Here is a 23,491-nt window from a genome sequence, read left to right as displayed (position 1 = left end):
ATTCAACCCTGCCAGCTTGTACAGCCGATGCACGCGCTTGCGATTTATCGGCCAGCCTTCACGACGTAGCAGAATGTGGATGCGTTGGTAGCCGTAACGCACCCGCGTCTGCGCTATCTCCTCGATGCGCCGGGTCAATGGCGCATCCAGAATCTTGCGCACCGGTTTGTACGCCAGCCCAGAACGGGCCTGGCGCATCACACCGCATGCCCGCCGCTGGCTGATTCCGTATGCACGCTGCAGAAAGCCGATGAGCGTATGTCGCTGCACCGGCCTCAGAGCTTTTTTTGAATGACGTCCTGTAGCATCACTTTGTCCAGGCTCAGATCCGCGACCAGCTGCTTGAGCTTGCGGTTCTCCTCCTCGAGCTGCCGCAGCCGGCGCAGCTCGGACACGCCCAGCCCGCCGTACTTCTTCTTCCAGTTGTAGAACGTGGCCTCGGAAATTCCCATCTTCCGGCACGTCTCGCCGACCGATGTACCGCCCTCAACCTGGCGCAGGGCGAACGCAATCTGCTCTTCGGTGAACTTCGACTTCTTCATGGCAAAACCACCTCTCTGCTTGGGGTTAGTTTCGCCGAATTTCTCTACTTTTGGCTGGCTCAAAAAGCTGGGAGGTGGTCACGAGCCTGCAATGTGCAGCGCGGCGCCCCCGAACGAAGCGTGGTAACCGGTGGGGTTCTCAACCTGCACATGCCAGCCGTTGCTGCGTTGCTGGACGCTGAAGTGCAGCTGCTCGGAGATCTGCGCAGGCGTCCCGGCAATACCTGTTGGCCGGTAGAACATCTTCAGGCGATTGCGCATCAACACCATCACCTTGTTCTGGTCGGCATGGACAGTGTTCATCGGCGGAATCTGCAGCACGTTGAGATGGAACAGCGATTCGCGGTCCTGCGGCAGATCCTTGCCGGCAAACATCACGCGGATCTGTTGCCCGGCACCGGGAGCCATGCGCGACACGGCAGGCGTGACGACAAAGGGAGCATCGGCGTCAGCCGGGGTCGATTCGGGGTCAGCGACGTCCACCCAGGCCTGTACCGCATTGGGAAACGCATCCTGGTTGGTCAGCTGCACGGTGACGTGCTGCGCATTGCCGGGGTAGATGACTCGGGTGCCCGAAACGACAACGCTCGCCGCAGCTTCGGCCAGATTGAACAACGCAAGCACGCCCGCCATGGCGGTGCAGTACACATTGCAGTTGGATCGGAGTCCGGACATGGGCCTTTCTCCAGTGAGCCGGCGGCGTTGCCTGCATGCGTGGGGGCGACGGGTGCGGTCGCGCCCGAGCTTCATTACTCGTAGCGGACGGTGTAGGTCACCGAGCCCAGTACCGGGCCAGGGGTGACAGTCGCGCTCTCGGCGATGTAGCGCACGGCATAGTCGTGGGTGGCGTTGGTTTCACCCGCCGTCAGCACGATCTCACCTGCCGGCACGGCCGCACCGCCGGCCAGATTCACCGGCGTACCGCCAGGTGCATCCAACAATTGCAGGGCCACACCGTCGGCGCCGGCGCTGGCGGTATTGGTCAGATTGCCGGTGGCGGTGGGGTTGGTCGCCTGGAACAGCGTGGCAAACGCTTCATCGGTACCCGAGGCTGCGCAGCCAGTCAGGGTCAGGGTGAAGGTGCCCTCGCCTGCGGTGTTGCCAACGGCACCGTCCAGGTCGGAGAGCGGCACGCTTTTCAGGATCACGGTCGGATCAGTACCACCGTTCATGACGGCAGAACAGGTCTGGTCGGTCACTTCGCCATTGAACGTGATGGTGTTGGTTGCATTGGCCGCTGCGGAGGCTGTCAGCACGGCGATCAGAGATAGCAGCACGCTGCTCAATTCACGCTTCATTTCGTTGTACTCCTGGACTCAGCTTCGGTAAGCAGGATTGTCTGTGCGCCCCTTGATTCAGGTACATCAGACAAGTCCCAAAGAAGCGACGCAGTGGAGGCAGCCCTGATCAATTCGTGCGGCGGGGGTGCAAACGCCGGCGCTTTCTGCGCATTTTCACGTCCGCGTCGACATGAAAGTGGGAGGACATCAAGAGTTTTCTAAGTGAATACGTTTTACCCACGAGGCATGTTTCGCATTCAGAAAATTGTGCCCACAAAATTGTTGACACTTGAAATCTTGTCGGGCTACATGAACGCCGCCCGAACACATAGTTCGATTTTATTTAGCATTTCTGCAAGATAAATACGCATACGAAACATCTTCTGCAACAAGATTTCCATTTCAGCGGCGTGTTTGCATTCGGGCTAGTCACGTGTGTGGTTGCTGAAGTTTCTGGGCTCCGCTAGTCCCAGTCACGGTCTGTCGCTTGTGCGCCGTGCAGAACCAGCCTGCCCAGCCCGAAGTTGAGCGTTCACGTCAGCAGGCACTGTCTGCGTTTTTCGAATCACGGCCGTGCCCCCGCACGCCGTGGGTCACGTGCGCAAGCGCACAAGCAGACAGCCACTGCTTTCTCCACTCCCTGTTATGGAGATTGACCCGAATGAAAACGTTGAATCTGAAGTTGTTGGGTGCCGCACTGACCGCTGCACTGGCAGCAAGTGCGGCACATGCTGCGGCTCCCTCCGCCACTGCCGCACCGGTGCTGAGAGCCAAGTCCTTGTTGGCGACCGCCGAAGGAAAAACCCAGAGCGCCGCCAATGCCAGTGATGCTTTCACGGCAACCGATATCCCCACTGGGGCCGGCGGCGTTGAGCATGTCCGCTTTGAACGCACTTACAAGGGACTGCCGGTGATTGGCGGCGACCTGGTCGTGCATTCGCATAATGGCGTGCTGCTGTCGGTGACGCAGCGGCTTAAAACCGCGCAGCGGCCTGCATCGCTGACCCCCAGAATCAGCGCTGCTGATGCCATGGTTGAAGCCGGTGCCGATCTCGGCACGGACTTCCAGGGTACGCCGAGTGCCAGTCTGGTGATCGCCGCGCTCAATGGTGACCCGACACTCGCCTACCAGGTGCGCCTGCAAGGCACCAAGCGCGATCGCACGCCCACCGATATGCGTTATCTGATTGATGCCAGCACGAGCAGGATCCTGGCCAAGTGGGATACGGTGCATACCGCCGAACCGGGTGGTGGTGCGGTGGGCTGCACCAATGGCGTGGCCGTCAAAGGCACGGGCCAGTCGCTCTACCTGGGAACGGTGCAGTTGGACACGGTGAAGTGCGGAAGCTTCTACCAGCTGCTCGACAAGACCCGCGGCGGCGGCTACACGGTGGACATGGCCGGCGTACAGAGCACTGCAGCCGGTGTGCTGGTGACCGACACCGACAACGTATGGGGCAATGGCAAGAGCACCAGCCGACAGACCGATGCTGCCGATGCGCACTTCGGCGTCGCCGCAACCTGGGACTATTTCAAAACCGCGCACGGTCGCAACGGTATCGCCAATGATGGCAAGGGGGCCAAGACCCGCGTGCACTATGGGGTTGGCTACCAGAACGCGTTCTGGGCCGATGGCTGCTTCTGCATGACCTTCGGCGACGCCATGACGGCCTTGGACGTCGCCGGCCATGAGATGTCCCACGGCGTTACCAGCCGTTCGGCAAAGCTGGTCTATTCCGGAGATGCGGGCGGTTTGAATGAGGCAACGTCCGACATCTTCGGCACCGCCGTGGAGTTCTTCGTCAACGATCCAGCGCGTCCGCCGAACTATCTGATCGGTGAAGAACTTGGTGCGATTTTTGGCGGGGATGCGCTGCGCTACATGTTCAAGCCGAGCCTGGATGGCAGCTCCTTCGACTGTTACTCCAGCGCGGTGACCAACGCCGATCCGCACTATTCCTCCGGCGTGGGCAACCACTTCTTCTACCTGTTGGCCGAGGGCGCGAAGGTGCCGGCCGGTTACGGTGCGGGAACCAAGGCCAACCTGACGCCTGCAGGCCTGGTCTGCAACGGTGATACCTCGCTTGCAGGTATCGGCCAGAAGGACGCTGCGAAGATCTGGTACCTGGCACTGACGGCGTACTTCACCGCCAACACGACCTATCCCGAAGCCCGGGTAGCCACCCTGAATGCCGCACGTGACCTGTTCGGCGCCGACTCTGCCCAGTATCGCGCTGTCGCCGCGACCTGGAGTGCAGTGAGCGTGGAGTCCGCCAGCTGAGTGCTGGCTATCCCCAATGCAAGGCACAAGCCTTCGACGCTAGAACACCACTTTATTGGAGTCATCTCATGAATAAGATTGACCAGAAAGCGCGCTCGTCACGCAAGGGTGCGCAACAGATCATTCGCCAGTCATCACTGGCCGGCGCGGTACGCACCGCACTGTTCGCATCGGGCATGGCGTTGCTGGCCACCGGTAGCGTGTATGCACAGTCCTGTGATGGCAGCACCACGACGTCGTGCAGTACTACGCAGGGAAATGCATTGAATGCACCAGCGCAGGATCTGACGGTTGTTGTTGGCGCTGCCTTGCCCTCTGCGGTCAGCAACCTGGCAACCGCCGCCGACAGTGCAGCCATTACACCAGCGGCCGCCTCCACGGTGCGCATCGTCAACAGGAACCCCATCACCAAGACCAAGGCAGGTGACGTAGTCGGTATCTACGCAGCACTGGACGATGCCATCGTTACCGTTGTCAACGACAGCAGCGTAGACGTAACCTCCACCGACGGTGGCCTTGCCGATGGCATCTTTTCTGCTGGTGGCAGGACCAACGTCACCAACAACGGCAGCATCAGTGCCAACGGCTATAGCTGGGTTGCCGGTATCGAGAACCAGAGCAGCGACTCGGCCGTCATACGCAACAACGGCGATGTATTCGCCGGCCACTCTGTAAGGGAGAACCCGAACACCATCTATAGCCACATCTATGGGGTGTTCTCCAAGAATTTTGGCAATGCCGGCACTGTTGTGAGCAATAACGGCAAGATCACCGTAGATGGAGCCGCTTATTCAACCGGCATGTTCGCCTACGATGGCGGTACGGGGGGCATCCGGTTGACCAACGCCGGTGACATCTCTGTCCTGGCCTCCGCGGACGATGCAAATACGCCGGAGAACGAAAAGACTTCCGCAATATCGACCGGAATTTTCGCTTCCACCAATGCTCCTGGCAGCAACATCGTGCTGAACAACACCGGTTCGGTGGAAGCCAGCAGCAAATACCGTGGTGCAACCGGCATTGCCGTCTCGGCCTATGGTGATGGTTCCAAGGCAACCATCACCAACTCCGGAAAGATCACTGCGGAGGGGCTTCGTCCGGCGTTGATGGCAAAGTATGCCGGTACTGCCCTCAATGTGCTGGCTGGCGGTGATATCGCCATCACCAACAGCGCTGCCGGTGAGATCTATGGCAAAGGCGAAGGTGGCGCCTCGAGTGTGCAGGCCAATTCGAGCAATGGCAACGTGCGCATCACCAATGCAGGCTTGATCAATGCCACCGCCGGCAAATACGCCACAGCCGCAGTGATTGCAAATGCGGACAACGGCCGTGTCGACTTCACCAACTCCGGCACGCTTGTCGCTGAAACCAATGGTGTTGCAGTGGGCGCGCGGATCAACGGCGCTACCGGTGCTGCAGCCACCAATAGTGGTCAGATCCAGATGGCCAAGGAAGGAAGCTCCAACATAGGCGCTACTACTGGTTTGTTTGTTACATCCAGCCAGGGCGAAGCGAGTGCTCGCAATACCGCCACCGGTGTGATCAACATCACCGCTGCCCAGGATCAATTAGGCCAAATACCCGCACTCGCTACTGCCTTGCGAGCGGAGGCTGCGCTAGGTGATGCCACGGTCAGCAATGCCGGAGCGATCGACGTAAGTGCACCAGATGGAGCTGGCGAAGCCACCCTGTTCGGTGGACGTGCGAAAGCAGGCGGTTCCGGCAATGCGACTGCCAGCAACACTGGCACCATAAAGGTTCGCGGGTCGGACATAACCAGCCTCGGCGCTTTCAAGAACAAAGGCGGCATCGACGGTGTTGTCGCGGTGGGCCTGTCGGTGCTGTCTGATGCAGGCACCGCAAAGGCAACGAACCAAGGCACGCTGACCATTGCTATTCCGGTCACCGAGGACCGTGCCATTCCTTATGGAGCAACTGGCATACTCGGCAGCTCCACCAGCGGCGCCGTGACCATCGGCAACAGCGGCTCCATCGCGATCACGGCAACATCGCCGGTCCCGCTGAGTGCGGAAGCAGACCATGCGCTGGTCGGCCTGGACGGCAGCTCGGGGACCGGCGCAGTCAGTGTCACCAACACCGGTGAGATCAAGCTGGACGGCACCATCACCACCGGTGCGCGTGGCACAGGCAGTGGCGGCAACGTTACCGTCCGCAATGATGGCACCATCGCCTCCAACAGCACCTCCGGCCAGGCCGCAGGCCTGGAAGGCAGCATCACCGGCGGCACGCTGACCCTGCGCAATGGCGGCAGCATCGCTGCAGCCGCACAGGACGGCGATGCCATCGGCTTGCTGGGTACGCTCGATGGCGGCACGGTCAAGGTCATCAACAGCGGCAACCTCACTGCGTCTTCGGTCAACGGCGAAGCCTACGGTGTGCTGATCCGTGGTAACGGCGCGGCGAGCGTGGACAACACCGGCAGCATCATTGCAGCTACTGCCATCCAGGGCGGCGATGGCGCTACCACGGTGACCAACCGCGGCTCGCTGTTCGGTGGTGTTCGCACCGGTGCGGGCAATGATGTGATCACCAACGCAGTGGGTGGCGTGTGGAATGCCACCGGCAGCAATGCCGATTTTGGTGCCGGTGATGACAGCTTCCGCAACCAGGGCAGTCTGCTGCTGTCCGGCAGCCAGCTGGCCTTTGGTGCCGGCAACAACAGCTTCAGCAATACCGGCACGATCAAGATCACCGGCAACAACACCGTGCAACTGGGCGGTGGCAGCGGTGCGCTGTTCACCAATATCGGTGTGCTGGACTTCGTCAACGGCAAGGTCGGTGACAGCCTGACCATTGCCGGCAATTTCGCCGGCAAGGGCAACATCAACATGGACGTGAACCTGCGTGCCAACCGCGGCGACTCGCTGTACATCAGCGGCACCACGGCTGCGGGTACCCAGCAGAAGCTCAATGTCGCGTTGCTGGATGGCCTGCCCACCTCCAGCTCGGTGAACAAACCGCTGCAGTTGGTGCAGGTGGCCGGCAGTGCGGACCCGAAAGCCTTCGTGGCCGGCCAGGTGTTGGGCATTTCCCCAGCGGATTTCCTGAAGCTGGACATGAGCGTGGCGGTGGCCAAGGAAGCCAGCGGCAACGGTGGCAACTACCTGCTGGCCATCACCCCGAAGGTCAGTGGCTTGAATGCCTCCGGCACCCTGGCAACGGCTGCCGCGCTGGGCGTGGACAGCCTGCTGGCCAGCACCACAGGCAGCTGGCGTGACCGCAACGCCATGATCGAAGGCTCCGCTGCCCTGCCCGGCCTGAAGGGTGTTACGCCGTGGGTGCGCGGCTTCCGCGATACCGGTGGCATGAGCCCGAGCTACCTGGCCGGCAACTTCGGCCAAGGGCATAGCGCCAGCCTCAACCAGGACAACATGGGCAGTGAAGTCGGCTTCAATGTCGACGCCGGCAACGGCTTCAGCATGGGTGCCACCGTGGCCAAATCCGAAGCCAAGCAGTACCTGGCTGAGGGATACGGCATGGACACCCTGCGCGGCTCCAGCGTCGGCCTATATGCCACCTGGCGTTCGCAGGGTGGCGCCTATGTCGACGCCTCGGTGCGTGGCATGCAGTTTGATGCCTACATGGACACCGTGGCCGGTCGCCAGCAGAGCCAGGGCGATGCCCATATGCTCAACCTGGAAGCGGGCCATACCTGGACGCTGCGCAATGGCCTGAACCTGGAGCCGCAGTTCCAGTACACCTCCACCACGGTGTCGGGCATGAACGTGCAGGGCTACCAGGCCAACCTGGAGACCGAAACCACCAACTGGCAACGTGGCCGCGTTGGTCTGTCGTTGTGGAAGGCGTACCGTGGCGTGTCCGGTTGGAACGTCACCCCGTTCGGGCAAATCAATGCCGTTCACACGCTTGATGGCACGCTGGACTACAACATCAACCGTGACTTCCGTGGCCAGTTGAGCAGCGAAGGCACCACGGCGATGTTCAAGCTCGGGGTGAACGCGGCCAAGGGGCGGTTCTCACTGGGTAGCGCGTTGAACTGGCAGAGCGGCAACCTGCTGGACAGCGGTCTGGGGGTCCAGACCCGGTTGAGCTATGCCTGGTAAGCAAGGCCGTGGGTGGCCCGGCATGTAAGCCGTCGGGCCATCCTGTTCTTCCACCCGCGCGGCTGGGCAGGCCTCCCCTGCCCCGCCGCATGGAGCCAACAAGCCCATGAGCGAACATGCAGACGCTGTGCCCAACCAGGTCGGCAATGACGGCCTTCCCTCCCCGGCCGCCGACGCAGGCAGCGAGAGAATCAACGACCCTGCACAGATGATCGTGCAGAAATCCTGTTCCCGCGGCCTGTACGACTGGCTGTCCAGCAACCAAGTCTCACTGGCGATTTCTTCCTACCAGAGCGGCCGGGTGTATCTGGTCGGGGCCAATGGCAAGGGCCAGGTCAGTTTCTTCGAGCGGATATTCGAGCGCGCCATGGGCATCGTCGGTGATGCGCAGCGTATCTACCTGGGCAGCCTGTACCAGCTCTGGCGCTTCGAGAACGTGCTGCGTGCCGGCGAGGTGATCCATGGCGAACACGACAAATGCTATGTGCCGCGCAATGCACAGACCACCGGGGACCTGGATATCCACGAGATCGGCATCCAGTCCAACGGCAAGGTGATCTTCGTCAATACCAAATATTCGTGCCTGGCCGAACTCAGCCAGACCCACAGCTTCAAGGCAGTGTGGAAACCACCGTTCATCAGCAAGCTGGCCCCGGAAGACCGCTGCCATCTCAATGGCCTGGCCATGGTCGATGGGCAGCCGCGCTATGTCACCGCCGCCTGCCGCAGCGACGTGGTCGATGGCTGGCGTGACCGTCGCCATGACGGCGGCGTGGTGATCGACGTGCAGACCAACCAGATCGTCTGCGAAGGCCTGTCAATGCCGCATTCCCCGCGCTGGGCCAATGGCCGCCTGTGGGTGCTCAATGCCGGCACGGGCCACTTCGGTTACGTCAATTTCGATGAGAAACGCTTTGTGCCGGTGGCATTCTGCCCGGGCTTCCTGCGCGGGCTGTCGATCATGGGCAACTATGCGGCGGTCGGCCTGTCCAAGCCCCGCCATGACCGCTTCGAGGGGCTGGCGCTGGATGAAGAGCTGCGCCGCCGCGACGCCGACCCGTGGTGCGGCGTGCAGCTGTTGTCGCTGACCACCGGCGATGTGATCAACTGGATCCGCTTCGAAGGCGATGTCAGTGAATTGTTCGATGTCTGCTTCCTGCAGAACGTAGGCAACCCGATGATGATCGGCCTGCGCAACAACGAGATCCGCGAGCTGATCACCTTTGAGTCCGAGTCGGGCATCGGGGGCTGACGACATGGTTCCGGTGAAATCCATTGTCTGGCTGCTCGTGTTGGGACTGCCTGCGACAGCGTTGGCACAGACACAGTCACCCACTGCGCCGCAAACCTTGCGTGCCGAACCGCCTCCGCCACAGCTTCGCGCGCTATTCGAACACTGCGATGGTGACGGCAATGCGGCCCTGTCCTGGGTCGAGTTCGAGAATTGCTGGCGCCAGCTGCGTGCAGGACGCCTGCGCACGCAGGCACCTGCGGCAAACGGAAACAATCCGTCGCCACCTGCGGCACCGTTGCCGCCGGCCTCGCAAGAAGAGCGCGACGACACTGCAAGGAGTGGACATGAACAGTGAAGCAAGCAGCACTGCAACAGTGCAGCCCCCCGGCGCAGCCCTGGTGTTCAGCCCGGTGTGGAAACGGGTCGGCCCGGAACTGGCTGCGGAACTGGCCACGTTCTGGCTGCAGCACGCTGCAATCAGCGATCCTGCCGAAGCACGTCGACGTGCCGATGAAGTGGTCTGCATAGGTCGCGATCCGGAAGGCGCCATCCAGGCCATCGCATCGGTGGCGATCAAGGTGCTGCCGCGCCTGTTGCAACCGATGTACTACTTCCGTGCATTTGTCGCACCGGACGCACGTGGGCATGAACACGCCAGCGCGCTGCTGATCAGGTCGCTGCAGATATTGCAGGACTACAACGACGGCCTGCCCCACCCCGAAAGCCTGGGCATCCTGCTGGAGCTGGAAAACCGTGGGCTGGAGAAGCGCTCTCAACGCGCCTATATCCCGGAACTGAATTCGGTATTCATCGGCTACTCCCCGCGCGGCCTGCACCTGCGCGTGAGCTACTTCGACAATGCTGTGCTGCTGCCGCCGGTTGCCCCGGCAAGCTGAGCGGCGGGGTCAGTAATGCGCAGGCCTTATCGGGAAAGGTGCCCAAGCGGGATGCCCCGGTTGGGCTTGACCATTTCTACAACAATGCTGGTGTTGGCATGCCGCACCGCGCGATTGACCAGCATGCGCTGCAGCATGAAACGGGAGTAGCTTTCCAGGTTTTCCACCAGGATGTGCACCAGGTAGTCGTAGTCGCCGGTGATGCTGTAGCAGGCAACCACTTCGTCCCAGGACGCCAGGTCCTCGGCAAAGCGGGTAAGCGTCTCGGTGTCGTTGTGGGTCATCTGCACGCTGATGAAGGCGCGCAGGCCCAAGCCGAGGCTGGCCGCTGGCAGGTCGGCGCGATAGCCGAGGATCAAATGATCCTGCTCCAGCCGCTGCACCCGGCGCAGGCAGGTGGAAGGCGACAGCCCTACCCGCTCGGCCAGATCGGCATTGCTCATGCGCCCGTCCTGCTGCAGCAGGACCAGCAACTGCACATCAATGGGATCCAGATCAGTGGACATGCTCTTCGTACTCATTGACTTCCCCCTGTCCGAATACTAGCGGCATCCCGGTCTGCCCGCCGTCCGGTGACCGGGCGTCATTGCAAATGGTTCAGCGTGATCTATCGGGTCACATTTAAGTGATGCATCACAATATTCTGCCGATGCCTTCTCAGTGCCCGCAGCGGCGCGTACAGCTAGCCAGGCGTCCCCTGCTCGCATCCGAGAACTACCACGGGATTGTCCATGTATCCCCAAACAGGGACCGAGCTGCCAGTCACGGACTCCAAGATGCGCCGCTGTCGACGTCAGGACGCTGCCAATGCTGCTCGCAACGCGGCTACCTGACCGGTGTCGGACTGTAGCCAATCGCTTTCCAACCCAAGCAGGGCCGGGTTGTGGTGCTGCATGCGTGAGTGCTGCACCTGCTTTGCAGAAGCATGGAATTCCCTGCAGCCGCTGGCAAGCGCGACTTGATGAACATTGTGTGCGTTCAAGCCCGCACCGGCCATGACCGCGATGCGGTCCTTGCCCTGCTGCACCAGCGCGGCCAGCACGTCCCTGCCCGCGTGCGCATCGGCATGGCCACCAGAACTGAGCACCCGCTCGCAGCCCAGGCCGATCACCTGCTCCAGCGCCGATGCAAGGTCACGGGCGGCATCGAAGGCGCGATGGAAGGTGATGCCCAACGGCCCAGCCGCCGCAACCAGCTCGCGACACAGGGCCACATCGATCTCGCCATCCTGGGTCAGGGCGCCAATCACCACCCCGTCGCAGCCCAGTTGCCGGCACTGCGCGATGTCACGCAGCATGATGTCCGCTTCCATCGACCCGTAGTGGAAATCGCCGGGCCGTGGCCGGATCAACACATACAGCGGAATGTGCAGCGCATCGCGTGCCACTGCGATGGTCCCTGCCGATGGCGTGGTGCCGCCCTGCGCCAGGTTTTCGAACAGCTCGATGCGGTCGGCACCGCCCTGCTGTGCGGCAATGGCGGACATGGCCGAATTGCTGGCGATCTCCAGCAGGTAGCGCGTGCTCACTTCTGCTCGCTCGTATACACCGAGGCCGAGTCCAGCAATACGTCCTGCCTGTTCTTGTCGCAGACGGCGTAGACAAAACCACGGTGCAGCGCATACGCGCCCACTTCGCCGGCCCGGTTCATTGCCAGGAAGCAGACCTGCAGCGTGCGGCTGGCCTCCGGACGCTTGCGCACCACACGACTGATGGCCTCACGGCAGGCTTCGGCTGGCGAGCGGCCCTGCCGCATCAGCTCCACCACCAGGAAGGAGGCCGCATTGCGGATCATCTCCTCGCCCATGCCCGAGGCGGTGGCCGCGCCTACTTCGTTGTCCACGTACAGGCCGGCGCCGATGATCGGGCTGTCGCCGACCCGTCCATGCATCTTGAAGGCCATGCCGCTGGTGGTGCAGGCACCGGCCATCTCGCCCTTGGCGTCGATGGCGATCATCCCCAGCGTGTCGTGGTTGTCCTTGTCGCCGGGAATGCCACGGCGCTCTGCGTTGATCTGTGGCGCGTAGTGCTCGGTCTTCAGCCATTCACGCCAGGCTTTTTCTGCTTCCGGAGTGAGCAGATTCTGACGTTCGAAGCCCTGTTGCACAGCGAACTGTTGTGCGCCCTCCCCCACCAGCATGACGTGCGGGGTCTTCTCCATTACTGCACGGGCAACGGAGATCGGGTGCAGGATATCGGCCAACGCTGCCACCGAGCCACAGCGACCATCACCGGCCATGATGCTTGCATCCAGGCTGAGCACGCCATCGCGATCAGGGTTGCCGCAGCGGCCGACCGTGGGATTGCAGAGTTCGCTTTCGGCCCAGCGGGCACCGGCTTCCACCGCATCCAAGGCACTGCCGCCAGCGGCCAGTACCTTCCACGCCGCCTGGTTTGCGCCGACGCCGAAGTCCCAGGTTGAAACCACGCGGGCGCCGTTGGCAGTCACCGGCGATGCCAGCAGGCCTGGCGCCGCGCTGCCCAATGCGCCAATCAAGGCGGACGACTGCAGGAACTGTCTGCGGGTATTCATTGCTGGCTTCTCCTGGGTTGTACTTGGCGTGAAGCAAGTCTGTCGACGTGCCAGGCCAAGGCCCCCAGCACGCCGAGCTCGCCATGTTCAACGCGCCACACCGGCACGTGTCGCAACGCCTGCGACAAGCGGTCCTTGGCCAAGAACCGTTGCTGGAAGCCACCTGCGTGCAAAAAGCCGCTGATATGACCCGTGATGCCGCCGGTCAAATAGACCGCACGTGCACCGAAAGTCAGTGCCAGGTCGCCAGCCAAACTGCCCAGCCACGCGCAGAAAACCTCCACGCTTTCTGTCGCCAATGCATCGTTGCCGCTGTCTGCGGCAGCAACCAGTTCGGCTGGTGATTGCCATTGCGGGACGCTGCCGCGCAATTCGCACAGACAGGTGTAAAGCGTGATCAAACCCGGACCGGACAGGATTCGTTCGTTGTCGATATGTGCGTACTGTCTCGACAACAGGCGCAATACGTCCTGTTCCAGAGTATTGGATCCGGCCAAGGCCGCGTGCCCTGCTTCACTGGCAAGCACTGAGGGATTTCCACCCGGCAGATACACCGCGACCCCCAAGCCGGTTCCTGGGCCGAGCACTACAGCTGGACCGGGCACCACCTGTTCGGGATCACCGCAGATCAGGTGCAGCGAATCTGCCTCGGCATGTGCCATCGCCTGGGCGACGGCGACGAAGTCGTTGATCAGCTCCAACGTTTGCATGCCTGACTCACGGCGGGTTGCCGCCAGCGACACCGGCCAGGCCAGATTGGTGTTCAGCAGGGTATCGCCGTCACCATCAAGGACCCCGGCGATGGCGACGACCGCGTGCGCGATCGGTGGCGCATCGGTTTCGCGGGCCAGCCAGGCGCCGTAATCACGCAGGATTGCAGCGAGACTGGGGTGCTCGGCGCAGGTGTATTTGCGGAAACCGTGGACATTCAGTGCGCCGTCGGCCTGCAACCGGGTCCAGCCCAGGCGCGCATAGGTGCCGCCCACATCCGCGCCGATGATGGCGCTCCCTGATTCAGAATCATGGATTGCATCGCTGCGGGCCGCGTCATCCGACGCCGGTCTGCTCATTCTTTTGCCCGCTTTTGCTGCATACCCAAAGAACGCTCAATTTGTGGAGGGCGCATGATGCGGTATCGCCTGCGGCATTGAAAGCGCGCTCAAGTCAGGTGCCGGAATGCACGCCAGGTCCACCAGCCCAGGGCGGTCATCGACAGCGAGCCGCCCAGATGCAGGCCAATCGTGACCAGCCCCCAGCCCAGTTGTTGGCGCTGCAGCAGGTAGACAACTTCGGCGGAGAAGGTCGAAAACGTGGTCAAACCACCCAGCAGTCCAGTCACCACGAACAACCGCCATTGTGGTGAGAGCTCGGGCCGGGTGGCAAAAAACGCCAGCGCCAGCCCGATCACGTAGCCGCCGAGCAGATTGGCGGTCAGGGTCCCCAGCGGCACGGTGTTGTGCAGCGGGTTCAGCCAAAGGCTGAGCGCGTATCGCAGCCAGGCACCGAGTGCCGCACCAACGCCGATGGCCAGGAAGGAATACCACATTGCTTCAAGCTCCGGGTGCGGGTTGGCGGAGGGCGGTCACTTGCGTTGTGCGCGGGCCTGCTCCCGGGCGATGCGCAGGCGATCGAGCTTGTCCTTCAATTTGATCTCCAGACCACGCTCTACGGGCTTGTAGTAGACCTGCTCGCCCATCTCATCCGGGAATGCGGTCTGGTCCAGTGCGATGCCGCCTTCGACATCGTGGTCATACTGGTAGCCCTGCCCGTAGCCCAGCGTCTTCATCAGGCGCGTGGGCGCGTTGCGCAGGTGCATCGGCACCGGCTGGGTGCCGTACTTGGCGATGTCGGCACGGGCCGCGTGCAGGGACATGTAGGCCGCGTTGGATTTGGCGGTGCTGGCCAGATACACGACCAGGTTGGACAGGGCGATATCGCCTTCCGGTGCGCCGATGCGGTCGTAGGCGTTCCAGACATTGATCGCCATTTCCAGCGCCCGCGGGTCAGCCAGGCCCACGTCTTCCACCGCCATGATGGTCAGCCGGCGCAGCAGGTAGGACGGATCGCAGCCGCCATCGAGCATGCGCGCCAACCAGTAGATGGCGCCGTCAGGGTTGGAGCTGCGTACTGACTTGTGCAGCGCCGAGATCTGGTCGTAGAACTGCTCGCCGTTCTTGTCGAAGCGGCGGGTACGGTCGGCCAGCACCTGCAACAGGGTTTCCGGGGTGATTTCACCGCCCTCGCCCGCTGCCAGCTCGGCGGCGATTTCCAGCAAGGTCAGGGCGCGGCGCACGTCGCCATCGGCGGCCCTGGCGATTTCCAGCAACGACTCGGCCGAGACCGTGATGTCCTGCTCGCCTAGCCCGCGCTCTTTGTCGTTGAGTGCGCGCTGCAGCGCTTCCACCACGTCTTCGGGCGACACCGATTCCAGCACGTGCACGCGGCAGCGCGACAGCAATGCCGAGTTCAACTCGAACGAGGGATTTTCGGTGGTAGCGCCGACAAAAATGATCGTGCCGCGCTCGATATGCGGCAGGAAGGCATCCTGCTGTGCCTTGTTGAACCTGTGCACTTCGTCGACGAACAGCACCGTACGCCGCCCTTCGGCAAAGCGCTGCGCGGCTTCGGCCAGCACCTGGCGCACGTCCGGCAGGCCGGACAGCACGGCGGAAATCGCACGGAACTCGGCATCGGCGTATTGCGCCAGCAACAAGGCCAGCGTGGTCTTGCCGCAGCCTGGCGGGCCCCACAGGATCATCGAATGCACGCGGCCGGATTCGACCGCGCGGCGCAGCGCCGTGCTGGGTGCCAGCAAGCGCTTCTGGCCGACCATCTCGTCCAGTGCACGCGGACGCATGCGCTCGGCGAGCGGACGCATAGTGTCCCGGTCCGCTGTCAGCAGGTCGGTGGGAGCTTCATCAAGAAAGATATTTCGGGATCTGGCCACGTCCGCATTCTAGCAGCGTGTCCGCCCTGCCCTGGCCTCAAAAGCCCGGCTTGGATTCAGCGGTCGCCGACGACGTCGACGTCCTTGCCTGGCACGAAACGGAAGGTGCCTGCAGCAAAGCTCGGGTTCTTCTTCCAGCCGCTGAAGGTGATGATGGTGCGCTGGCCCACCGCGTCGGTCAGTTCCATCCGCGACAGCGCGCCACCAGAGAAGCCCAGTGCGGCGACATCGAAGCTGGCCTGGGTATCGCGTTTGGGCGTGAGCGACAGCCACTGCATGCCGTCACGCGGCGCGGCTTCTTCGCTGATGTCGTACTGCTGTTCCAGCAATGCCGGGTTGATCAGGGCAGTGAGCGGATTGTTCTGCTCCTCGGTGCCCTGCGGGCTGACCCTGGCCTGCTCCAGGTCCGGCTCGTAAACCCACAGTTTGCTGCCGTCGGCAATGATCAGCTGCGGATGCGGACGGGTGTATTCCCAGCGGAACTGGCGCGGTGCAGACAGCGCCACACGGCCGCTGGAGGATTCCTTGACGCGGCCACGCTGATCCACCACCTGCTGCGCGAACTGGCCATCAAGGCCGCGCAGGCCGCTGGTGAAGGATTTCAGGTCGTCGCGGGCGCCGGCATGGGCATCCGCGGCAAGGCCGGCACAAGCCAGGGCAACAGCAAGAACGGAGTGGCGCAGGAATGCAGTCATGGCGGCTTGGGATAGTGGTGTCGTTGGTGAGGCAGAGTCTGCCTCTTTCAAACTGAATGGGCGGCAATCGATCGCTGAATGCCGCCCTTCCGTTCAGTGCTTGGGCGGTGGCGGGGCCAGCACGGTGCGGTCGCCATTGTGCTCCGGCGCGGTAACCACGCCGGCCGCTTCCATTGCCTCGATCAGGCGCGCGGCGCGGTTGTAGCCGATCTTCAAGCGGCGCTGCACACCGGAAATGGACGCACGTCGAGTTTCGGTGACTATACGCAGCGCCTCGTCGTACAGCGGGTCGGACTCGTCGCCACCGCCGCTAGTGCTCTCCGGCAGGCCGTTGGCCCCCACCACCACGCCATCGCCCATGGTCTGCACTTCGTCCAGTACGCCCTCGATGTAATCGGTGGGGCCACTGGCCTTGAGGTGCTCGACCACGCGATGCACTTCTTCGTCGGAGACGAAGGCGCCATGCACGCGGTCCGGCATCGCCGTGCCCGGCGGCAGGTACAGCATGTCGCCGTTGCCCAGCAGCGCTTCCGCGCCGGACTGGTCGAGGATGGTGCGCGAATCGATCTTGGAGCTGACCTGGAAGGCGATCCGGGTCGGGATATTGGCCTTGATCAGACCGGTGATCACGTCCACCGACGGACGCTGCGTTGCCAGGATCAAGTGGATGCCGGCCGCACGGGCTTTCTGTGCCAGACGTGCGATCAGCTCTTCGACCTTCTTGCCGACGATCATCATCATGTCGGCGAATTCGTCGATGAAGATGACGATGAAAGGCAGCGGCTCCAGCGGACGCGGCGCTTCGCCCATCTCCGGGTTGGGCTTGAACAACGGGTCCATCATCGGCTGGCCGGCGTCGATGGCGTCCTTCACCTTCTTGTTGAAGCCGGCCAGGTTGCGCACGCCGACCGCGCTCATCAACTTGTAGCGGCGCTCCATTTCGGCCACACACCAACGCAGGCCGTTACCGGCCTCCTTCATGTCGGTGACCACCGGCGCCAGCAGATGCGGAATGCCCTGGTAGACGCTGAGCTCCAGCATCTTCGGGTCGATCATCAGCATGCGCAGGTCTTTCGGGCTGGCCTTGTACAGCAGGCTCAGCACCATCGCGTTGACCGCAACGGACTTACCCGAGCCGGTGGTACCGGCCACCAGCAGGTGGGGCATGCGTGCCAGGTCGGCCACACTGGGGCGGCCAGCGATGTCCTTGCCCAAGGCAAGCGTCAGCACGCTTGCCGACTTGTCGTATTCCTTGGAGCGCAGCAGCTCGGACAGGAAGATCATCTCGCGGGTGACGTTGGGGATTTCCAGGCCAATCACCGACTTGCCCGGAATCACGTCAACCACACGCACCGACTTGACCGACAGGCCGCGCGCGATGTCCTTGTCCAACGAGCTGATCTGGCTGACCTTGATGCCCGGCGCCGGTTCGATCTCGAAACGGGTGATCACCGGGCCCGGATAGGCGCCGACGACCTGCGCATCGATGCGGAAATCCTTGAGCTTGAATTCGATCTGCCGCGACAGGGTTTCCAGCGTCTGTTCGTCGTAGCCCTTGGCCTGCGGCTTTGGGTCGTCGAGCAGGGCCAGCGGCGGGATGTCCGAGCCATCGCCGTTGACGCCCTGGAACATTGGAATCTGCGTCTCGCGCTTGGCACGGTCGCTCTTCTCGATCACCGGTGCCGGACGTGGCTCTATCTTCACCGGCTCGCGCTTGGCGCGTACCTCGGCGTCAACCTTGCGCACTTCCTCACGCTCCTCGCGCAGCACGCGGGTCTGCTGCCACTCGCTGGCCTGCTCTTTCTTCTTGTTGAGCAACGGGCCGAGCGCCAGCACCCACTTGCCGATCTTCTCCATCACCGCGAACCATGACAGCCCGGTAGCGAGGGTGATCGAGGTCAACAGCAACACCAGCAGGAACAGGTTGCTGCCTACCGGACCAAAACCGGTCTGCAGGGATTTGCCCACCAGCACACCCAAACCGCCGCCTGCGCGGGCAACATCGCCCGGCGGCAGGCGCAGGTACAGGAAACCGGTAGCACCAATCAGGAAGCCGACGATGCCGACCAGACGCAGCGCCGGGCCCAGATCATCCTGGCCACGCTCATCGGTCTTCTTCAGGCCGAACATGGCGATCCATGCGACCGCCGCCAGCATCACCGGGATCAGGTAGGCCACGTAGCCGAACAGTTGGCGCAGCACATCGGCAATCCACGCGCCGACCCGGCCGCCCATGTTGTGCACGGGCGCCACCACCGAACCCGACTGTGACCAGCCCGGATCGGTAGGCGAATACGTGAACAGACTGGCCAGCAGGTACAGCAACGCTGGCGCGATCGCGATCAACGCCAGATCACGCCATAGCTTTTGACGACGCGGATTGTCTGTTGCAGCCGCCGACTTGCGCGTATCAGCGGCAGCCTTGGGGCTCTTGTCGCGTTCCGGGACCTGTTTCGCCACCTTTGACCAGACCTTAAAAATGCACGGTTAGTGATTGATATTAAACGACAGATCGTCGGGTTTCACCCAGTTACAGCGCAGTGCGGTACGGCTGACAGACAGATAACGTCAAAAAGCCGCCAGACAAAGGCAGCGGCAATGCGGGAAACAGCAGAGTTGTGTGCAACGGGCCGCGCAGTTCCATTCACGTGCCTTGATTCACCGAGGTCGGACCGCCACTCTATTGGCTTGCCCGGACAGCTGCGGACTGCCGCGTTCGGGCCACCAATCCTGACTTTCGCGAGTATACATGAGCACTTCCAGCCTCCCGACCAAGCATTCCCGCCTGTTGATCCTCGGCTCTGGCCCCGCCGGCTGGACCTCTGCCGTCTATGGCGCGCGCGCAAACCTGAAGCCGCTGGTCGTCACCGGCCTGCAGCAGGGTGGCCAGCTGATGACCACCACCGAGGTCGATAATTGGCCGGGCGATGCCCACGGTTTGATGGGCCCGGACCTGATGGCGCGCATGCAGGCGCATGCCGAGCGCTTCGAAACCGAAGTTGTGTTTGACCATATCCACACCGCCGACCTGTCCAAGCGCCCGTTTACCCTGACCGGTGACAGCGCCCAGTACACCGCCGACGCACTGATCATCGCCACCGGTGCCACCGCCAAGTACCTGGGCATTCCGTCCGAGGAAGCCTTCAAGGGCCGCGGCGTCTCCGCCTGCGCCACCTGTGACGGTTTCTTCTATCGCGACCAGGATGTGGTCGTGGTCGGCGGCGGCAACACCGCTGTTGAAGAAGCCCTGTACCTGTCCAATATCGCCCGCAAGGTCTATCTGGTCCACCGCCGCGACACCCTGAAGGCGGAAAAGATCATGCAGGACAAGCTGTTCGCCAAGGTCGCCGCCGGCAAGATCGAGACCGTGTGGCACCACCAGGTTGACGAAGTGCTGGGTAATGACGCCGGCGTCACCGGCGTGCGCGTGAAGTCCACCCTGGACGGCAGCACCCGCGATATCGAAGCCCATGGCTTCTTCGTTGCCATCGGCCACCAACCCAACACCGAACTGTTCACCGGCCAGCTGGCGATGAACAACGGCTACCTGGAAATCCGCTCCGGCCTGGGTGGCAACGCCACCATGACCTCGGTCGAAGGCGTGTTTGCCGCCGGCGACGTCGCCGACCAGCACTACCGTCAGGCCATCACCTCGGCGGGATTCGGCTGCATGGCCGCCCTGGACGCCGAGCGCTTCCTGGACGCAAAGGGCGTCTGAGCCCCCTGCCCGGCAGCCCGGCAGCCCGGCATGGACAAGGTGATGCTCAAGCAGCTGCTGTTTCATGGCAGCTGGCTGGTGTTCCCTGTCATCGTCTGGCTGTTGTGGCGTTGGCGCAAACGGCAGCACCGCGCAGTAATCGCGGTGCTGCTGCTCGGCTGTGGTGTGTTCGTCTGGGCGCGCTTCATCGAGCCGCAGATGATCGTGATCAGGCACGCCACACTGGAAGGCACGGGCACTGCTTCCCGTATCGCTCTGGTCAGTGATATCCATCTGGGTGTCTACAAGGACCGGCACTTCCTCGAGCGACTGGTGAAGCGCATCAATGATCAGGATGTCCATGCGGTGGCGATCGCCGGCGATCTGACCTACGAGCCGCAAGGCCAATCGTTGCAGGAGTTGTTCGCGCCGCTGGCGGACCTGCGCGCCCCTGCGTTCGTGGTGCTCGGCAACCATGACCAGCAACAGCCCGGCCCGGACATCGACAAACCCTTGCGCGCCGCACTCGCCGCGCACGGTGTGCATGTCATCGAAGGACGTTTGCTCCGGGACGCCGATGGCGTGGATTGGGCCGGCCTTGGGGATCGCTGGGCAGGCCGGGATGACGCGCGCTTCCTGCTCGGGGGCGAGGCCTTGCTCGGCCCCTCGATCATTCTTGCCCATAACCCCGACAGCGCAATGCAGGTGTGCGCCGGCAATGTGGCCGTTGTGCTCGCCGGGCATACGCATGGTGGACAGATCCGCATCCCCTGGTTGTACCGCAAGGTCATTCCGAGCGCTTATGGCTTCGATCGCGGCGAGCAGGTCATGCAGGGCGCCTGCGGTCCGATACGTGTTTTCACAACCAGCGGTACCGGAGAGATCGGCCTGCCATTGCGCCTGTTCAACCCACCCGTCATCGACGTACTGACGTTGGAACCATGAACCTGCCTTTGCAACTTCGCGTCCTGCCCAGCCTTGCAGCGTTGCGCGCCGCGCAGTGGGATGGCCTGCATGACGGCAGCAATCCCTTCATCAGCCATGCCTTTCTCAGCGGGCTGGAACAGCATGGCTGCCTGCGCCCGGAATGGGGTTGGCAGGCCCAGCATCTGAGCCTGTGGCGCGACGATCAGCTTGTCGCCGCGGCACCCGGCTACCTCAAGCAGAACTCGCATGGCGAGTTCGTTTTCGACCATGCCTGGGCCAATGCATATGCCCGCCACGGCCTGGAGTACTTCCCGAAGTGGCTGTGCGGCGTGCCCTACTCGCCGGTCACCGGTCCACGCCTGCTGGCTCGCAGCGAAAAGTATCGCGGCGAATTGATTGAGGCCATCGTCGGCCATGTGCAGGACAACGACCTGTCTTCGGCGCATATCAACTTTCATCTGGCCGATGAAAATCCTCTGTTCGACGCACAGTGGCTGCAACGCGACGATGTGCAGTTCCAATGGCAACGCCAGTCGGGCTGGGCGCACTTCGATGACTTCCTTGGCGCGATGGATCACAAGCGCCGCAAGAACATCCGTCAGGAACGTGCCAAGGTGGCCCGTGCGGATATCAGTTTCGTCGTACGCCATGGTGACGAAGCCAGCGCCGACGAGCTGCGCGCCATGCACGGCTTCTACCTGCAGACCTTTGCCGAGTACGGCAACGCTCCTGCGCTGACCTTGGCTTTTCTGCGCCATATGGCCGAACAGATGCCGCGTCAACTTGTATTGTTCCTGGCGATCCAGGATGGCGAGCCGATTGCAGGCGCCCTGTGCCTGCGTGGTGCCGATACGCTGTACGGACGCTACTGGGGCGGCGCTGCCCTACCCGGCCTGCACTTTGAAACCTGCTATTACCAAGGCATCGAGTACTGCCTGCGCGAGGGTCTGCAGCGCTTTGAGCCCGGCGCACAGGGCGAGCACAAATTGGCGCGCGGCTTCCTCCCGACCCGGGTCCGCAGCCACCATTGGCTCGCCCATCCGCAGTTCCGCGAGGCTGTACATGACTGGTGCGAGCGCGAGCGCAAAGACGTCGCAGCCTATATGACGGACCTGCTGCGCCATTCGCCCTTCAAGCAGGAAGATCCATCGCAATGAGCAACAAAGGCCCATTCCTGCTGGACAGCGCCAGCGATGCGCCGTTTCCACCTGCCGAGCTTGCCCTGCAGGATCCCGACGGCCTGCTGGCCATAGGCGGCGACCTGAGCCCGGTGCGCCTGCTCAATGCCTATGCCGGCGGCATCTTCCCGTGGTTCTCCGAGGGCCAACCATTGCTGTGGTGGTCGCCGGACCCGCGCATGGTGTTCCGCACCGACCGGGTCCACCTGTCCTCGCGTTTCCGCCGCGGGTTGCGCAGCAGCAACTGGACGGTCCGCGCCGACACCGCGTTCCGCGAGGTCATGCAGGCTTGCGCGCAGGCTCCGCGCCCCGGCCAGGATGGCACCTGGATCACTGCAGACATGCACCGGGCTTATGCCGCCCTGCACCAGCTTGGCTACGCGCATTCGGTGGAAGTATTTGATGGAGAGGAGCTGGTTGGCGGCATCTACGGTGTCGCCATCGGCCAGATGTTCTTCGGCGAAAGCATGTTCAGCGGCCGCAGCGGCGGCTCGAAGGTTGCGCTCGCGGCCTTGGCCAGCACTTTGGCCGGGTGGGGTTGGCCTTTGATGGATGCGCAGGTGGAAAACCCGCACCTGCTGCGGATGGGCGCCGAGCACCTGCCGCGTGTCATTTTCCTGGAAAAAGTGCGCGAACTGGTGCAACGGCCGGCGGACGCGGGGGCCTGGACGCGCCGATTTGGCGAGTTGGCCGCTTCGGCTTTGGCCTGAATGCAGTCGCTTAACGCAAACTTTGCATCCTTGCCCGCGACAGCGTAAAATGCCCGCCCTTAGGCCCATTGGCCGTCCGCAGAACCGCACAGGACTACATGTCGAAAGACGACTCCATTGAGTTCGAAGGCACCGTCAGCGAGACGCTGCCGAACACCACTTTCCGTGTTCGCTTGGAAAATGGGCATGAAATCATCGCCCACATCTCCGGCCGCATGCGCAAGAACTACATCCGCATCCTGACCGGCGACCGCGTCAAGGTTGAGATGACGCCGTACGACCTGACCAAGGGCCGTATCACCTACCGCATGAAGTAATGCGGTAAGTCGAGCGTTAGCAGAAAGCCAGCCTTCGTGCTGGCTTTTTCGCGTGGTTGAAATTTCCCGGTAGTGGGGGGGGGGGGGGGGCCGCCGCGGGGGGGGGGGTCCGCGCGCGCCGCGGCGGGCCGGACGAGGCGCGGCGGGCGGGGGGGGACCGCCAAAAAAAA

General features: G+C 62.8%; 20 protein-coding genes and 1 pseudogene. 10 read left to right on the top strand and 11 right to left on the bottom strand.

Annotation, left to right across the window (positions count from 1 at the left end; translation table 11 throughout):
• From ACVOL0_RS15695 to ACVOL0_RS15685, 3 genes and pseudogenes are all read right to left on the bottom strand, one after another.
• A pseudogene (locus tag ACVOL0_RS15695) lies at positions 1-542 on the bottom strand (transposase); the annotation flags it as partial.
• 78 nt (positions 543-620) lie between these two features.
• Positions 621-1,217 carry a fimbrial biogenesis chaperone gene (locus ACVOL0_RS15690; RefSeq protein ID WP_481549869.1) on the bottom strand — a complete coding sequence of 199 codons (597 nt, stop codon included), beginning with the start codon at positions 1,215-1,217 and terminating at the stop codon, positions 621-623.
• A 74-nt stretch (positions 1,218-1,291) separates the two neighbouring features.
• Entirely contained in the window at positions 1,292-1,840 is a 549-nt protein-coding gene (locus ACVOL0_RS15685) for a fimbrial protein (RefSeq protein ID WP_481549868.1), read from the bottom strand.
• Positions 1,841-2,492: 652 nt separating this feature from the next.
• Between ACVOL0_RS15685 and ACVOL0_RS15680 the strand changes: the two genes are divergently transcribed.
• The 5 genes from ACVOL0_RS15680 to ACVOL0_RS15660 all read left to right on the top strand — a co-directional run bounded on the left by ACVOL0_RS15680 (position 2,493) and on the right by ACVOL0_RS15660 (position 10,318).
• The gene (locus ACVOL0_RS15680) at positions 2,493-4,103 is read left to right on the top strand and encodes a M4 family metallopeptidase (protein WP_481549870.1); all 1,611 of its coding nucleotides are present in this window, start codon (positions 2,493-2,495) and stop codon (positions 4,101-4,103) included.
• 68 nt (positions 4,104-4,171) lie between these two features.
• Positions 4,172-8,188 carry an autotransporter outer membrane beta-barrel domain-containing protein gene (locus ACVOL0_RS15675; RefSeq protein ID WP_481549867.1) on the top strand — a complete coding sequence of 1,339 codons (4,017 nt, stop codon included), beginning with the start codon at positions 4,172-4,174 and terminating at the stop codon, positions 8,186-8,188.
• 106 nt (positions 8,189-8,294) lie between these two features.
• Positions 8,295-9,440 (top strand): TIGR03032 family protein, encoded by a 1,146-nt coding sequence (locus tag ACVOL0_RS15670; RefSeq protein ID WP_481549866.1) that lies wholly within the window; start codon positions 8,295-8,297, stop codon positions 9,438-9,440.
• A gap of 13 nt (positions 9,441-9,453) precedes the next feature.
• On the top strand, positions 9,454-9,777 hold the full coding sequence (locus ACVOL0_RS15665) for a hypothetical protein (protein ID WP_481549865.1): 324 nt from the start codon (positions 9,454-9,456) through the stop codon (positions 9,775-9,777).
• On the top strand, positions 9,767-10,318 hold the full coding sequence (locus tag ACVOL0_RS15660) for a hypothetical protein (RefSeq protein ID WP_481549864.1): 552 nt from the start codon (positions 9,767-9,769) through the stop codon (positions 10,316-10,318). Before ACVOL0_RS15665 ends, ACVOL0_RS15660 begins: the two co-directional genes overlap by 11 nt.
• Positions 10,319-10,344: 26 nt before the next feature.
• Here ACVOL0_RS15660 and ACVOL0_RS15655 read toward each other — a convergent pair whose 3' ends face one another.
• The 8 genes from ACVOL0_RS15655 to ACVOL0_RS15620 all read right to left on the bottom strand — a co-directional run bounded on the left by ACVOL0_RS15655 (position 10,345) and on the right by ACVOL0_RS15620 (position 18,952).
• Positions 10,345-10,824, bottom strand: coding sequence for an Lrp/AsnC family transcriptional regulator (locus tag ACVOL0_RS15655; protein WP_481549863.1), 480 nt, complete (start codon positions 10,822-10,824; stop codon positions 10,345-10,347).
• Positions 10,825-11,111: 287 nt separating this feature from the next.
• Positions 11,112-11,846, bottom strand: a complete 735-nt coding sequence (locus ACVOL0_RS15650; RefSeq protein WP_481549862.1) for a copper homeostasis protein CutC — start codon at positions 11,844-11,846, stop codon at positions 11,112-11,114.
• Positions 11,843-12,850 carry a glycosylasparaginase gene (locus ACVOL0_RS15645; protein ID WP_481549861.1) on the bottom strand — a complete coding sequence of 336 codons (1,008 nt, stop codon included), beginning with the start codon at positions 12,848-12,850 and terminating at the stop codon, positions 11,843-11,845. The genes ACVOL0_RS15650 and ACVOL0_RS15645 overlap by 4 nt, the downstream gene beginning before the upstream one ends.
• Positions 12,847-13,920, bottom strand: a complete 1,074-nt coding sequence (locus tag ACVOL0_RS15640; protein WP_481549860.1) for a glucokinase — start codon at positions 13,918-13,920, stop codon at positions 12,847-12,849. The genes ACVOL0_RS15645 and ACVOL0_RS15640 overlap by 4 nt, the downstream gene beginning before the upstream one ends.
• Before the next feature lie 89 nt (positions 13,921-14,009).
• On the bottom strand, positions 14,010-14,396 hold the full coding sequence (gene crcB / locus ACVOL0_RS15635) for a fluoride efflux transporter CrcB (protein ID WP_481549859.1): 387 nt from the start codon (positions 14,394-14,396) through the stop codon (positions 14,010-14,012).
• 36 nt (positions 14,397-14,432) lie between these two features.
• On the bottom strand, positions 14,433-15,728 hold the full coding sequence (locus ACVOL0_RS15630; RefSeq protein ID WP_481549858.1) for a replication-associated recombination protein A: 1,296 nt from the start codon (positions 15,726-15,728) through the stop codon (positions 14,433-14,435).
• Positions 15,729-15,853: 125 nt separating this feature from the next.
• Positions 15,854-16,492, bottom strand: coding sequence for an outer membrane lipoprotein periplasmic chaperone LolA (gene lolA / locus ACVOL0_RS15625; RefSeq protein ID WP_481515659.1), 639 nt, complete (start codon positions 16,490-16,492; stop codon positions 15,854-15,856).
• A 93-nt stretch (positions 16,493-16,585) separates the two neighbouring features.
• On the bottom strand, positions 16,586-18,952 hold the full coding sequence (locus ACVOL0_RS15620) for a DNA translocase FtsK (RefSeq protein ID WP_481549857.1): 2,367 nt from the start codon (positions 18,950-18,952) through the stop codon (positions 16,586-16,588).
• A gap of 289 nt (positions 18,953-19,241) precedes the next feature.
• On the opposite strand from ACVOL0_RS15620, the gene trxB reads away from it, so the two are divergent.
• The 5 genes from trxB to infA all read left to right on the top strand — a co-directional run bounded on the left by trxB (position 19,242) and on the right by infA (position 23,321).
• Complete coding sequence (gene trxB / locus ACVOL0_RS15615; protein WP_481549856.1) at positions 19,242-20,210, top strand: thioredoxin-disulfide reductase; 969 nt, start codon at positions 19,242-19,244, stop codon at positions 20,208-20,210.
• 30 nt (positions 20,211-20,240) lie between these two features.
• The gene (locus tag ACVOL0_RS15610) at positions 20,241-21,134 is read left to right on the top strand and encodes a metallophosphoesterase (RefSeq protein ID WP_481549855.1); all 894 of its coding nucleotides are present in this window, start codon (positions 20,241-20,243) and stop codon (positions 21,132-21,134) included.
• On the top strand, positions 21,131-22,273 hold the full coding sequence (locus ACVOL0_RS15605) for a GNAT family N-acetyltransferase (protein ID WP_481549854.1): 1,143 nt from the start codon (positions 21,131-21,133) through the stop codon (positions 22,271-22,273). The genes ACVOL0_RS15610 and ACVOL0_RS15605 overlap by 4 nt, the downstream gene beginning before the upstream one ends.
• Positions 22,270-23,004, top strand: a complete 735-nt coding sequence (aat, locus tag ACVOL0_RS15600; protein ID WP_481549853.1) for a leucyl/phenylalanyl-tRNA--protein transferase — start codon at positions 22,270-22,272, stop codon at positions 23,002-23,004. The genes ACVOL0_RS15605 and aat overlap by 4 nt, the downstream gene beginning before the upstream one ends.
• Positions 23,005-23,102: 98 nt before the next feature.
• Positions 23,103-23,321, top strand: coding sequence for a translation initiation factor IF-1 (gene infA / locus ACVOL0_RS15595; RefSeq protein WP_005409596.1), 219 nt, complete (start codon positions 23,103-23,105; stop codon positions 23,319-23,321).
• Positions 23,322-23,491: the final 170 nt, after the last annotated feature.

The sequence above is a fragment of the Stenotrophomonas sp. STEN021 genome (assembly GCF_056760175.1).
This window is presented reverse-complemented; position numbering and strand designations above follow the sequence as displayed.